Annotated in this window: 12 protein-coding genes; 8 read left to right on the top strand and 4 right to left on the bottom strand. The window is 58.4% G+C overall.

The features are described from left to right. The first annotated feature begins 15 nt into the window (after positions 1–15). Entirely contained in the window at positions 16–1,059 is a 1,044-nt protein-coding gene (locus ACFVSJ_RS20575; protein WP_387438928.1) for a restriction endonuclease, read from the top strand. Positions 1,060–1,162: 103 nt separating this feature from the next. After that, positions 1,163–2,797 (top strand): hypothetical protein, encoded by a 1,635-nt coding sequence (locus ACFVSJ_RS20570; RefSeq protein ID WP_387438927.1) that lies wholly within the window; start codon positions 1,163–1,165, stop codon positions 2,795–2,797. Between the two features lie 118 nt (positions 2,798–2,915). On the opposite strand, the gene ACFVSJ_RS20565 is transcribed toward ACFVSJ_RS20570, so the two are convergent. Next, positions 2,916–3,584, bottom strand: a complete 669-nt coding sequence (locus ACFVSJ_RS20565) for a DMT family transporter (RefSeq protein ID WP_387438968.1) — start codon at positions 3,582–3,584, stop codon at positions 2,916–2,918. Between the two features lie 325 nt (positions 3,585–3,909). Between ACFVSJ_RS20565 and ACFVSJ_RS20560 the strand changes: the two genes are divergently transcribed. From ACFVSJ_RS20560 to ACFVSJ_RS20550, 3 genes are all read left to right on the top strand, one after another. Beyond that, on the top strand, positions 3,910–4,779 hold the full coding sequence (locus ACFVSJ_RS20560; RefSeq protein WP_387438926.1) for a LysR family transcriptional regulator: 870 nt from the start codon (positions 3,910–3,912) through the stop codon (positions 4,777–4,779). Positions 4,780–5,113: 334 nt separating this feature from the next. Next, the gene (locus ACFVSJ_RS20555) at positions 5,114–5,722 is read left to right on the top strand and encodes a short chain dehydrogenase (RefSeq protein ID WP_387438925.1); all 609 of its coding nucleotides are present in this window, start codon (positions 5,114–5,116) and stop codon (positions 5,720–5,722) included. 234 nt (positions 5,723–5,956) lie between these two features. Continuing rightward, complete coding sequence (locus tag ACFVSJ_RS20550) at positions 5,957–6,529, top strand: adenylate kinase (protein ID WP_387438967.1); 573 nt, start codon at positions 5,957–5,959, stop codon at positions 6,527–6,529. Positions 6,530–6,629: 100 nt separating this feature from the next. Here the strand turns inward: ACFVSJ_RS20550 and ACFVSJ_RS20545 are convergent, their stop codons facing one another. The 3 genes from ACFVSJ_RS20545 to ACFVSJ_RS20535 all read right to left on the bottom strand — a co-directional run bounded on the left by ACFVSJ_RS20545 (position 6,630) and on the right by ACFVSJ_RS20535 (position 9,799). Beyond that, entirely contained in the window at positions 6,630–7,151 is a 522-nt protein-coding gene (locus ACFVSJ_RS20545; RefSeq protein WP_387438924.1) for a MaoC family dehydratase, read from the bottom strand. A gap of 115 nt (positions 7,152–7,266) precedes the next feature. Further along, a complete protein-coding gene (locus ACFVSJ_RS20540; RefSeq protein ID WP_387438923.1) occupies positions 7,267–8,514 on the bottom strand; it encodes an MFS transporter in 1,248 nt (415 codons plus the stop codon). 262 nt (positions 8,515–8,776) lie between these two features. Beyond that, positions 8,777–9,799, bottom strand: a complete 1,023-nt coding sequence (locus tag ACFVSJ_RS20535; protein ID WP_387438921.1) for a LacI family DNA-binding transcriptional regulator — start codon at positions 9,797–9,799, stop codon at positions 8,777–8,779. A 277-nt stretch (positions 9,800–10,076) separates the two neighbouring features. Between ACFVSJ_RS20535 and ACFVSJ_RS20530 the strand changes: the two genes are divergently transcribed. Genes ACFVSJ_RS20530 through ACFVSJ_RS20520 form a run of 3 tightly spaced genes read left to right on the top strand, consistent with a single transcriptional unit; the run spans position 10,077 to position 12,950 of the window. Further along, positions 10,077–11,177 carry a PotD/PotF family extracellular solute-binding protein gene (locus ACFVSJ_RS20530; protein ID WP_387438920.1) on the top strand — a complete coding sequence of 367 codons (1,101 nt, stop codon included), beginning with the start codon at positions 10,077–10,079 and terminating at the stop codon, positions 11,175–11,177. Then, positions 11,153–12,154, top strand: a complete 1,002-nt coding sequence (locus ACFVSJ_RS20525) for an ABC transporter permease (protein ID WP_387438919.1) — start codon at positions 11,153–11,155, stop codon at positions 12,152–12,154. The genes ACFVSJ_RS20530 and ACFVSJ_RS20525 overlap by 25 nt, the downstream gene beginning before the upstream one ends. Next, a complete protein-coding gene (locus ACFVSJ_RS20520; RefSeq protein WP_387438918.1) occupies positions 12,141–12,950 on the top strand; it encodes an ABC transporter permease in 810 nt (269 codons plus the stop codon). The genes ACFVSJ_RS20525 and ACFVSJ_RS20520 overlap by 14 nt, the downstream gene beginning before the upstream one ends. Position 12,951: the final 1 nt, after the last annotated feature.

Raw genomic sequence — 12,951 nt, 5'->3', positions numbered from 1 at the left:
TTTCCGGGGGTTTTCTTGTTTTTCTTGACAAACCGTGATTCCCATGCTTTCCCTGAGTTTTCGAACGATTTAGAGCGTGTTCGTCAGTTTTTCGTCACCACGCTCATAATCGACCGGACCCCGGGATATCATCTGGAGGTGCCTGTGAACCCGCTGCCAGCAGAAGCCTACGAGGCCCTGGCGGACGCCCTTGCCAAGATCTTTTGGCATAAGAAAGCCTTTGAGCGTTATATCCACCTCATTCTTCGGGATCGTCCCGAGCTGATTGCTGGGCTCCCTTTCAGCGAGACAAAGAGGCTCGTGGCGAATGAACTCGTCAATCGCCTTGCTCGCAAGGAAGGAAAGTACCGGGACTTCACACTCTCCCTGATGCGGGAGGTAGCTGCCATGCAGGACTTTCCGAACGTCGTGTCCGTCAGGGATCGCCCGGAGCTACTTTCCGCAGCGCAGGATGCCGTGGCCCGTCTGGGGCGGATTTCAAGACCTCTGGTAGCCGATCATGAGGCTGCGGAAAAGATGCGCAACGAGGCGCAGCAACGGCGGGCGAAGGCACAGTCGATGCAGCGGGAGGCGCTGCAACTTACAGAGCTTCGACAGGAATTCCTTGGTCTTGGTGGAGCCTCAGGCCCGCAACAGCGCGGAAGAGACTTCGAAAGGTTCTTGGACCGTCTGTTCGTTATGTTTGATCTGGCCCCGAGGACTGGGTACAACGTGGATGCCGACCAAATCGATGGGGCTATCAGCTTCGACAGTGACGACTACATCATCGAAGCGAAGTGGTTGGCCAAACCGGTCGAGCGGCACTATGCCGATTCATTCGCGAAAAAGGTCGAACGCTCTGGAAAAAACGGTCTGGGCCTCTTCATCAGCGCGTCCGGGTTCTCGTCTGGGTTCATCCAGACATTTTCCCGTAGCACACCCTTCATCACAATCGATGGAGTCGACCTCTTTGCCGTCCTTGACGGCAGGTTCCGGCTGGATGATCTTCTCCGCGCAAAAAAGCGCCATGCGAATGAGACAGGTAGCTGCTTTCTACCCGTGAGCTCGCTAATAAGTTGACTGACTTCCGCTGGGGATTGACCCCTAAGACCGAGAAGCCTTCCCGCCTCCCCGTCCTGACGCCGCCACCAAAAGTGACGTCTGGGCCGAATAGGATAGCTCAATGACTGACGCGTCTATGGGCGGTGCTCCTGCGGAGTCGGAGACCGCGCCGACGGCCCAACACATACTTAGTCTCTACGAGATTATCGGCCAAGCAGACGAAGACATCCCCGAGATCGGAACCCTTGACCATCTTGAGGATGCGCTCCGAAAACTCGCGCAACGATTCGCCGTTCACTCTGCTTACGATGTTCTTGAGCTACTAAAAGATGGCGGTTCGGCTCTGCTTGCGGGGTCGGTGTCACGTGCGATTCTCGAAACTGCCGTCAGTGAGCAGTGGTATCAATCGCGCCCCGCCGAGGAGTTTCCTAGGAATGCCACGCTCGCAATCGAGCGCGACAACATTCGATCAGTTGTCGCTGAACTTGAAGTGTCAGTCCCGAACCTTGCCCGTTGGAATAACCCGATTCCTGATCTTCGCTTCGCGCATGCTGCTAGTGGGCCAGCTTTGCCAAATCTTCAAACTGACTTGTCGGGCAGGGCGAGAACTTCAATCGAGCGGATCACCGCGTTGCCCGCCCCGATAGTGGATCTATTAGCCATGTGTTCTCATGTCAGCCACACGGCACTTTGGATGGCGGCTAGCGACGATGGACTGGAACTTGGCGTCTCGCCTTCGGTGAGTTTTGGCGCAATTATCAGCCAAACTGCTGGGACAGCACTTGCTGCTATCCGAGGACTCAGCGGTCCCGCCCTGTCAGACCTCGTGGACGCCGCGACGCTCATGCACGAGTTTGAGATAAAGCCCTCGGCTGGCAAGGACCGGCTTGTGGAGTCCATGCGGGCCAAAAAGCCCGCAAAGAACGCACAGGTTTGGCTCGAAGCTCAGCCGCTACCGGCGTTGAATGACTTGTTAGACGAGGTTAAGGTCAAAGCCATGGAAGTATGGCGCATCATCAATGATGCTCCGAATCCGTTTCAAACCGGCAACCCTGTTAATCTCACTTCTGCACTTCCCTATCTTCAGGCCAGAGACTTGCTGTGGCAGGTAATCAAAGCTGTCCATGGGCAGGCTCCTCCGCTCTCCTCGCCGGCTGCGGCGCGAATGCTCTTGGAGCAAGCAGGCGACATGATGTGGCGGCTGTCCGACTCCTCCGACGAACAACTGCGGGCACGCTATAACGCCCAAATGGATTCCGCTACCGACAGAAAAGAAAACCTCTACAACTCTTTGCGAGCCAGGACTGCGTCGCCCGACGCCGTTGAGAAGCTTCTATACCCGCGAGGTCGGGGAAATTTCGCAATCGATACGCGGCGACAGGCTCGCGGAGAAGAGACAACAGAGATCCCCTTGCCTCGGATCCTGCTCGGCGGGCTCGTCCTCGGTGTCGCCGAACCCAACTGGGGCGAGTTGGCATACAAACTGCTTACGCAAGTGGCACATGCGACTCCCCTGGGTTTGCTGCACTCCTTCGCAAGGTTTGACGAGTCCACCCAACAACACACGCTCAGCCACGAAACGACTGCCCTAGCGATTGACGCTGCTTGCATTGGCATTGTTTACGTAATGCGCGGACTTGCGCCATTGATCGCCCATCAGGCGAACCTGCCGCAACCGGATGCATGGCTCGAGGAGTTGCGCATAGCGGTTACCGACGTTCACGCTGCAGCTATGTTGGTACATTTTCTCGGTTAGTACCTAAATGCTGGCGCTCTGGGCCACGCGTCAGTAGAAGTAGTTGCGGAAACTCCCACCCATCACAAATCGCCTGTCTTCGGAGTGAGGCAAACGGGTGCTAAGGGGATGCCGGTCTTCAGGCGGCAGCCTTGGAATCGGTGTTCGTCCTTCGGGACGACTTGGGCCGCAGTGGTCGGCTGTCGGAGACAGCCGACCGGAGGGAGCCGATGCTGGCGCAGATGACGAGGATAATGGCAACCGTGTCTACCATGTCGATGCTCTGACCCAGGATTGTGAAGCCAGCTACGACAGCCGTCACTGGAGCCAGGGACATGAGAATTGAGAACGTGGACTCCGGGAGCTTGCGCAACGCGTGCATTTCGAGGGCATACGGCACAGTCGAGGATAGGACAGCGACTAGTGCCCCGAGTATGAGGACATTTGGCTGGAATACCTCCGTCCCAGCGGAAAAGAGCCCTAAGGGAACGGTCAGAATGGCTGCAAAGCACATGGCCAGGGCCAGCCCATCGAAGTTGGAAAAGTGGGTACCTGCCTTAGCTGACAGCAGAATGTAACACACCCACATTCCAGCCGCGCCCAGGGCTAGACAAGCACCAAGGGGATCTAAGCCTGTGGCACCCCCCACCCCAAGCAGCGCAACTCCTCCTAGCGCCACCATGGCCCACAACCAACCTGATAGCCGCCGGCTCATCACAACCGACAGGACCAGTGGGCCGAGCAGTTCCAAGGTGACCGCGGTTCCGAGTGGCAGCCTCACCAAGGCCAAGTAGAACAACACGTTCATCCCTGCCAAGGCAACCCCGAAACCTCCAACTACCGCCCAGCTACTCAATCCATGTCCGCGCAAGCGCGGGCGGATTAATGCGGTTAGGACGAGCGCAGAAAAGCCTAGGCGCAACCCCGCCATTCCCAGAGGTCCTGCTGAAGGAAAAAGCAGCACCGCCACCGAGGCGCCGATCTCTTGACACAACAGTCCCCCCATTATCAATCCCGCAGATCCCATGGCAGTCGCCCCAGGGCGACCCGTTGAATTCTTCATGTCACCCACCGTAGAAGTTCAGATATCGAGGTGGGAAAGGCCTATTAGGCGGGGGTTATAACCTAGAGACATGACGATTGATGCCCGCCACCTCAGGGTATTCCTCGCAGTGGCCGCAGAAGGAAATTTCACAAGAGCCGCAGCAGGACTCCATGTCAGTCAGCCAGCACTTTCGCGAACGCTACGCCAACTTGAGAAGCACCTCGGACTGACTCTCATCGAGCGTTCAACTCACCACGTGGCGTTGACAGCGGAGGGTGAGAAATACCGTCCGCGAGCAGCGACGGCAATCGCCGCGCTGGATGCCGCCTTGGACCCCGCCCGGGCCGCGAGACCACTCCGACTGGGTCATGCATGGTCAGCCCTCGGACCGCACACTGGGTCACTCATTTCGCGGTGGCAGGCAACTTATCCTGACATTCCTCTGGTGCTGCGGCGTATCGACGACCGACTCGGTGGACTCTCCACCGGACAGTCCGACGTGGCGGTGGTAAAAGGTGCGGTCAAAGTGCTGGGCGTTGAGACCCTTCGCCTCTTTGCAGAGGAGCGCGTAGTCGCACTCCCCACCACTCACCCGCTTGCAGAACGAAAACAACTCGCTCTCACCAATTTGGTGGATGAGACGATTGTCATCAATACCGTCTCCGGAACAACCACGTTGAACCTCTGGCCCTCAAGCAGTCGTCCGAGTCACTCGATTGAAGTAACCAACACCGACGACTGGCTTTCAGCCATCGCCTCCGGTTCCGGCGTCGGCATCAGCACGTCCTCAACTGCCACGAACTACAACCAAACTGGCGTTGTGTACAAACCTCTTACCGATGCACCAGCTGTTGATGTGTTTCTGGCTTGGACCGACCCACCTGGGCATCATGCTGTCCCGTACCTGATCAGCATGGCAGCAAGCATCCTCGGCCCAGACCACAAAGTGACAACGTAGTAGTACACAACGGGACCGTCTGAGTAACGATGTGTGGGATTCGGCCTAATCCGAAGGAAACGGCCGGGCCCGAGTCCATGGCCGAACCGACAGACATCATTATGGATCCTGTTTCCGGTTTCGCCTCCACATGACGTCGCGAACCTTGCACTGGAGTCGGGCGGCGGGTCGATGAACTTGGACGGGAGTTTTCGCAAATTTCCGGGTCGTGTTGTGGCAATCGACGTGAGCTATATCAATTACGAAGTTTCCACGCCGGGTTCGGGATTGTCCCAACCACGTCGTTCTGCACTTCGAATAGCGTCAGGGCATACGCCTTATGGAGGGAACACGCTTGCGCATCCTTATTGTCGGATCGACAGGACTGCTGGGAACTGCCTTAGCCAGGGCTCTTGGCGCGCCCGGTCAGGGTCATGAGATTCTGGGAGCCTCCCGCCGCTCGGTCGTTCCCGTCGACTTAACAGATCCAGTTTCCATCGGCGAGCTGTACCGCACCGTAGGAGAGATTGATGCCGTAGTCTGCGCGGCCGGCTCTGCACGAAAAGGGGCCCTCGCAGACCTTTCCTTTGACGACACTAGTGCGAGTCTCGGGGACAAGCTGCTAGGGCAGATTGAACTCGTCCGACAAGGCCTGCCATACGTCGCTAATGGTGGAAGCTTCACACTTGTAAGCGGCATCACAGCATATGAACCTATCCGAGATTCATCCCTTTTAGCGGCGGTGAACTCCGGCATAGATGGCTTTGTGCGAGGTGCCGCCGTCGGTCTTCCCCGAGGGATTCGTATCAATAGTGTCAGTGCCAGCGTCTTCTCGGAGGCGTGGGACGCATACGGGGCAGATTTTCCAGGCTTCGCACCCGTTTCCACAGCCGAGGTCGCACGTGCGTTCGTCAAGTCGGTCGAAGGAGTTCAGACCGGCCAAACATACCGCGTCGGATTCTAGACTTCGCGTCCGTCTGTGAATTCGATGAAGAACGTACATGCTTCTTGGGTTCTTGACGATGCAACAACGTCCCTGCCTAGGTCAGGATTGAATATCTGAGACCTGCAACCAGGGACTCGGGCCGCCGCTCATCCACGGCGTTATAACCGCAGGCATGCCGTGGCGCGTGTGAGCAGGATTTCCCTGAGTAAAGAGCCAGGGTTATGAGACGACAGGGACAATCAAATGACGAGAATGCTGATCATCGGACCTCCGGGTTCGGGCAAAGGTACGCAAGCAGAGCGAATTTCCGAGCGCCTCGGCCTAGTCGCCATCTCCACCGGTGATATTTTCCGTGCAAACGTCAAAGGCGAGACCCCGCTGGGTATCGAAGCCAAGATGTACATGGACGCGGGCGACTTCGTTCCGGACAGCGTCACCAACAAGATGGTCCGCGATCGCCTGGGCGACAGCGACGTGGAGAACGGCTTCCTCCTGGATGGTTACCCGCGCACCACGGCGCAGGTTGACTACCTTGACCACATCCTTGCCGAGGCCGAGCAGGAGCTCAACGTCGTGCTCCAACTGACTGCCAACGACGAGGAACTGGTTTCCCGTCTTCTGGGTCGCGCCAAAGAGACCGGCAGGTCTGACGACAATGAAACCGTCATCCGTCACCGCCTTGACCTTTACCACGAGCAGACCGAAGTCGTTGTTGCGAAGTATGCAGAGCGTGGCATCCTCACCCAGGTTGACGGCATTGGTGCCATTGATGAGGTCACCGACCGTGTCCTTGCGGCCCTGAAGACGGCCGCGTCAGCAGGCTGAAGCCACTTGAGCGGAGGAGTTCAGATCGATGAGGCCGAGGACCGTGGAATGACCATTGGTCCTCGGCCTCATTGTTGCCGTGGTTTGAACGACCAAGTCCCTAGGTGGGCTCCCCCGCTGCTTCAGGTAAACGATGTGAGCGCTGGGATTCATGGGGACGAACGCGAAGCATTGAGAGGGTCGTCAGCGTCATAACGACTGTGCCATCTTCGCGATAGACCTCGACGGCAGTGCTTATGAGGCCTCGGTCAGGTTTTGAACGTGATCTTCTCGCGGACACCACAGTGAATTGGGCCGATAGAACGTCGTCTGGTCTGACAGGAGTTGTCCAGCGCAGATCATCCACACCTGCGCCGCCTAGTGTCGCATCTTGGTTGATGTAGCAGTTGGCGAAGATCCTCATCATGAGAGAAGCCGTATGCCAGCCTGATGCGATCAGGCCCTGGAAGGGGCCTTCTGCTGCTTTGCTGGGATCGGTATGGATCCATTGAGGATCGAAGCGTGCGCCGAAGTCGATCACCTCTTTCTGATCGACATATTCACTGCCGGCGCGGAGGACCATGCCCGGGAGGTAGTCCTCGAAGTATCTGTCGTTAACCGGGACGGGGAAGTCGTTGTTCACTTAGGTCCTCTCGTTTTGACCAGTGAGTCTGTCCGTCCCGGTGTGCGGTGGCAGCGCGGAAAGCACCGCATACCGGGTCTTTGGATGAACCTGCTTGGCAGCCTTTGCCGGCGGATCAGGAGATCTCGGCCATTTCCGATTCGCGAGATGCACGGGTGTCTGGGCGAGGGAAGAGCACCAGCGCGCTGACGGCACTGACAGCGAACACCAAAGCGGTACCCGCTGTGACGGCCGTGATCCCCCACGGTGTCGTCACCAAAGCAGTTGCGATGAGGGGGACGAATCCTCCTAGCACTGCTGCCAGCTGCATGCCCAGGCCACTGACAGTGGCACGCGAGTCAACCGGGAGCGTCTCAATGAAGAAGGCCGGGGTGATGCCGTTCAGCGCAGCGTGACCCGTCGCCGTGGCGGTGATCATCATGGTCATGATGAGCAAGAGGTTGCCTGTGCTGACTGCCCCGAAGTACAGAAACATTGTGATGGCATAGCAAGCGAGGCCAACGATAATGAGCTTCTTGCGGCCAAAACGGTCCGACAATGATCCCCAGACCGGGTTCATGAACATTACCGCCAGAGCTGCCCCGGCGACGACCCACAGCATGGCAGTGCGGTCGACTCCGGACTGAACTGCAAAGCTCAAGCTGAAAACGGTGAGAACGTACCAACCGACGTGGACTGATGCGTAGACGAACATGACACCCAGGGTCTGCTTGAGCTGTCCGCTGAAGGCTGCCCGGATGGGGCTACGCTGCCTCCCGGTCGATTTGGATTGTACGAACTCAGGAGCCTCGTGGAGGGAATTCCTGACAAACATTGCAACTAAGACGATGACGGCGCTGGCCAGGAAGGGAATCCGCCAACCCCATGACATGAACTGATCGTTGGGCAGTAGGGAGACCAGGGCGAAGACGCCGGTCGCCAGCACGGTACCCGCTTGGGTCCCGGCGGTAGCAAACGAACCAAAGAAGCCGCTCCGGCCAGCCGATGAATGCTCCACTGCCAAAGTCATGGCTCCGCCTTGTTCGCCGCCAACAGCAAGGCCTTGAACCAGGCGCAGCGTAACGAGCAGGATTGCTGCAAAGTCGCCAAGCGTCTCATGCGTGGGGAGAAGTCCCATCAGGACGGTTGCGCCGCCCATGAACAGCATGGTGAGAATCAGGGAGAACCGGCGCCCGCGCGTGTCGGCAATGAATCCGAAAATAAGGCCGCCCAAGGGCCGGACAAGATAACCGGACGCGAAAGTGGCAAACGAAAGGGCAACAGCGGCTTGCGGGCTGGCACTGCTGAAGAACAGCGGGCCAAAGACGAAGGCCGCGGCGGTGCCGTATGCCACCAGATCGTAAAACTCGACTGTGCTCCCCAAAAAAGCTGCAAGGGAAGCACGTGCGGGTGTGGACTGCTGCCCGGGCGGATTCGATGAACGTTGCCTCATCATGGCGGCTCCTGTCGTGGGTGCGGTGGCGGACGGGCGCTACTCGCGCTTACGACGCGCGCCCCGTCCGGTGATGACGGCCACTCTATTGACAGGTGGCGGGCGGGGAGGTTGAGGGATTTACAAGACGGCCACCCGATCTCGTAACTCCTCCAACATGTCGGTGTCAGGCCGCCTCTCCGCGCTTCCTAAGCTATATCCGACCGGTACGTTTCTCCGTGGAAAGACCGGGAATAAGTCTGGGTTTCAAGAGTTGGCGTTGCGGGGAGATAGCCTGCCCGCCAATCGCCTTCAACAACAGCAATACTGCCTTCTCCCCCATCTCCTCGTATGGTTGGCGCATTGTGGTCAGTGGCGGGTCCAACAATTGTGCAGCTCGTTCACCGTCGAAACCCACCACCGAGATGTCGGCTGGGACACGAAGTCCTTTGGCGCGGAGGCTGCGCAGAACAGGGGCGGCCATGAGGTCGAACTCGCAGAATATTGCGTCAATGTCTTGGATTTGGTCGATAAGGCGATCCACTTCCGGATGCGTCACCACGGACTCATCCACCCAGCGGGAGCAGCTGACGATGAGATCCTTGTCCGCCGGTAGTCCGGCGGCGGCCAGGGCGTCATGGTAGCCACTTAGCCGGGCGCGTGACAGGGCATCCTCGTTGCCGCTCCCGACGTAGGCAATGCGGGTGTTCCCGATAGCAGCTAAATGGGCGACTGCCTCACAGGCCCCGGACCGATTATCCGTGGCAATCGTGGGAAGTACGGTCTCCTCCGTCACATCATCAATCGTTACGACGGGCAGGCGGAGCCGATCAGCCGCCTCCTTGACGGAGATGTCACCTGCCGAACCGAATAGCAAGACACCCTCAGTCGGAACATTGGCTAGGCTCTCCACCACCGATGCTGCTCCGCCCTTGCGGCCGGCAATCGGGTGGACCAAGACCTGATATCCCTTGTCAGCAGCGGCTTGATAAGCACTCCGGACTGTGGGTTCCCACCATCCCCAGGCGTCGTCAGGCACTACGACACTGATTGCGTGGTATCCGCCACTGCGCAGGGCGCGCGCCGTTGTGGAAGGCCTATAGCCGAGCTGGTCAGCGATCTCGCGGATCCTGGCGCGCGTGGATGCGCTGACATCACGATGTTCCTCTGCAGCAAGAGCCCGGGAGACTGTTGCCACGCCTACCCCAGCGGCCTTTGATACATCAGCAAGCGTCACGCGACGTGGCATGGTTCCCCTCAGAAATTCCTATTGACAGGCGACCGGACTGAAAGATAAGTTACCGGAAACGATACCGGAAACGTTACCGGTAAATCTGGGGCCCGGCAACACGGGATTGCCGGCTTTCGGTGCGGCACTACCGTGCTGATCCGACAGCGGCAGTATATGTGAGTTCGCATCTGACACAGTCCTCCCTTGTTGCCCACAGATACCCCCAGTATTCGAGACCTTAGCTTGCCCTTTCCAAGGGGAATTTCCCCAAACAGGAGACCTCATGTCAACAACACTTGTGGCCCGACGTCGGGTCCTCGCTGCCATCCTCGCCGGGAGCGCGGCTACAACGCTTGCCCTTAGCGGATGCTCTCTTTCTTCACCGTCCGGGTCGACTGGATCAGCGCCGACGCTCACCGTGGCGACCTGGAAAGGCTACGGAGCAGATCTTCCTTGGGTGGCCGAGCAGTTCAAAGCGGATACGGGCGCAAACCTAAAGTTTGTGTACATCGATTCGGAGCAGAACCAACTCAAGCTCCTCGGCGAATCAAAGGGACAGATCGATGTTGCGCTGCCCAACCTGCAGTACATCAGCCAGGGAGCAGCCGAGGGGGTGTTCAGTGCTTTGGATCCCACCAAACTAACGAACTTTGAGAACATCTACCCACAGTTTGCCGAGATCGACGCGATCCGCCAAGACGGAAAGGTGTACGGAGTTCCGTGGGTGTGGGGGTCAACGGCACTCTTCTACAACCAGAAGGCCCTCTCAGCTCCTCCCACCAGCATCAGTGTCCTTTGGGATCCTGCGTACAAAGGGAAGATCGCACTCTACGATGACCCCACTGTCCTGATTCCACTGACGGCACTGCATTTGGGCCTGGATCCCCAGAATCCGGAGATGTCCAAGATTCTTCCTGCGCTGCAGCAGCTGAAGGACAATGCCAAAGTCATCTATTCAAATTCAGATGATCTGGCGAAGGCCATCGCTAACGGCAGCGTGGCATTGGGAGTGGGGGCATCCAGCAGCGTCGGAGGCATGATCGGTGCCGGCCAAACGGATCTGAAGTACGTCATACCTTCGGAAGGCGGAGTCGGCTGGGCCGACAACTGGTCGATCGCAGCAGACACTAAGAACGCCGAACTTGCCTACAAATGGGTGAACTACATGACCAGTCCCCAATTTCTGAGCAAGTGGGCGGAGTCTGAGTCCAGCAACTCCCCTGCCCCGACAAACCAGGAAGTAGTGCGGCAGTTGAGCGCTGACGCGCAGGAGCGGATCCAGGCAAACCCGGATCGCATCTCTGATCTGACGATGCAACTTCCGCTGCCGGTAGACAGGCTCCAATCGTGGATCAGCGCATGGCAGCAAGTGACGGCAGGCTGATGTCGGCGAAACTTCCTGCCCTGCCAGGGCGGTTCCGCGGCTTTCAGCGGAGCAAGGCAGTTGCCCGGGCTGGCCTTGTCACTCCTGGGTTAGCCCTTCTGATCCTGTTCGCCCTGCTTCCACTGGTAGCCCTTGTCGTCTCCGGCTTTCTTAACGCTGACGCGGTTCCTACTCTTGAAAACTTCGAGCATGTTTTCAGCTCCGGAACCTATGTAACCCTGCTCCAGAGAACGTCGGTCGTGGCCTTTCTGGTGACGCTGGCCAGTATCGCCCTCGGATGGCCGGCAGCGTGGGCCCTTGCCCGCTACACAAAGCCCGAACGGCGTCCGCTCATCCTCGGGTTGGTAATTGTCCCGTACATCTCTTCGCAGCTGCTTCTTATCTACGGCTTTCTGACACTTATCCAGGCGGGTGGGCCTATTTCGGCTCTGCTCAGTGCTGTGCATCTAGTTAGTCCGGACGATTCGATTCTCTACACGCCGTGGGCGACATTCTTGATGCTCGTTTATGAAAGCCTGCCCACCGCAGTCCTGGTGATGTACTCAGCTTCCGAGTCCATCCAGCCCTCAGTTTTGGAAGCTGCGCGCACCCTCGGCACGCGGCCGATTCGTGTGTTTACCAGGGTCATCTGGCCGCTCAGCGCGGGCATGCTGGTCGTCAATTTCACCCTGACATTCGTTCAGACGGTAGGCGCTTTCGCCGAGCCGGTGGTCCTTGGCGGACCAAATGGTGCCATGCTCGGCAACGCCATCGCCAGCCAGCTCTCCGCCGGCGTCAATCAAGGCTTTGCCGTCGCACTGGCGCTCGTTCTGCTCGCAACCAGTTTGAGTGTCGTCGCCATCGCAAATCTCGCCGTCACAACCATTAAGCGGTGGCAGGCCGGTGACTCCTTCGCCTTCACCAGAAGAGCAGTGCAAGGCGAACGACACCGCCCCATTTCGACAGACGAAGGAGACCTGGCCCATGAAACGCACTAAAGCGAGCATTGTCTTCAAGATCTGGTTGGCTGTACTGCTAGTGGTCCTGGCGTTGCCGATCGTGAGCATGGTGGTGCTTTCATTCAACGAGTCCAGATATGGCACCCTGCCCTTCAAATTCTCGCTGGATTGGTACAGCACCCTGGCCGCAGACTCCGCCCTGCTTGATTCCTTGGGGGTGAGTCTTTCCCTGGCCACCGACGTCGCACTGATCTGCGTAGTGGTGGGCACCCTGCTGGTCTTCGGGCTTCGCAAAGCTTCCATCGCCATCAAGACGCCAGTGAATGTGCTCCTATTGGCCATACTGACCGTCCCGGCACTGATCTTTTCTGCTGGCCTCGTCGCAGTCTTCACGTGGATGGGTCTGCAGCAGAGCACCTTGGCCCTGCTGCTGGCTTCCGCTGTTACTTCGCTTCCGTTCGTGGTGCTTATCGAGTCAGGCCATTTGCAAAACCTCAGCCAGGACTACGCCGAAGCGGCCCTCACCCTGGGCGCAGGGCCGCTGCGAACGTTTCTCACGGTGACTGTTCCTCTCATGGCCCCCTCAATCCTGGCCGGCGGGATGCTCGCCTTCGTCATTTGCTTCAACAATTTCGCGATCCAGCTGTTCTTGGCGCCCATCGGCACCTCAACACTGCCTGTGCAGATCTACTCAATGGTGCGACTGGGCGTCACTCCCGACGTGAACGCGCTCGGCACCCTAATCGTGGTGGGGACTGCGCTCCTGATCGGCGTTTTGAACTGGTTAACGGGCAACGCCGCCCGCTTGTTTACTACCACCCCAAGGGAGCCTTAGT

Origin of the sequence: Paenarthrobacter sp. NPDC058040 (genome assembly GCF_042885775.1) — a bacterium.
GTDB lineage: Bacteria > Actinomycetota > Actinomycetes > Actinomycetales > Micrococcaceae > Arthrobacter.
The sequence above is the reverse complement of the archived record's forward strand: the minus strand, read 5'-3'. Positions and strand labels throughout refer to the sequence as shown.

Excerpts from the sequence above, each read along its gene's own strand:
- ACFVSJ_RS20570 (WP_387438927.1), top strand. The coding sequence starts at position 1,163 with ATGACTGACGCGTCTATGGGCGGTGCTCCTGCGGAGTCGGAGACCGCG.
- ACFVSJ_RS20565 (WP_387438968.1), bottom strand. The coding sequence starts at position 3,584 with ATGAACGTGTTGTTCTACTTGGCCTTGGTGAGGCTGCCACTCGGAACC.
- ACFVSJ_RS20560 (WP_387438926.1), top strand. The coding sequence starts at position 3,910 with ATGACGATTGATGCCCGCCACCTCAGGGTATTCCTCGCAGTGGCCGCA.
- ACFVSJ_RS20550 (WP_387438967.1), top strand. The coding sequence starts at position 5,957 with ATGCTGATCATCGGACCTCCGGGTTCGGGCAAAGGTACGCAAGCAGAG.
- ACFVSJ_RS20530 (WP_387438920.1), top strand. The coding sequence starts at position 10,077 with ATGTCAACAACACTTGTGGCCCGACGTCGGGTCCTCGCTGCCATCCTC.
- ACFVSJ_RS20525 (WP_387438919.1), top strand. The coding sequence starts at position 11,153 with ATGGCAGCAAGTGACGGCAGGCTGATGTCGGCGAAACTTCCTGCCCTG.
- ACFVSJ_RS20520 (WP_387438918.1), top strand. The coding sequence starts at position 12,141 with ATGAAACGCACTAAAGCGAGCATTGTCTTCAAGATCTGGTTGGCTGTA.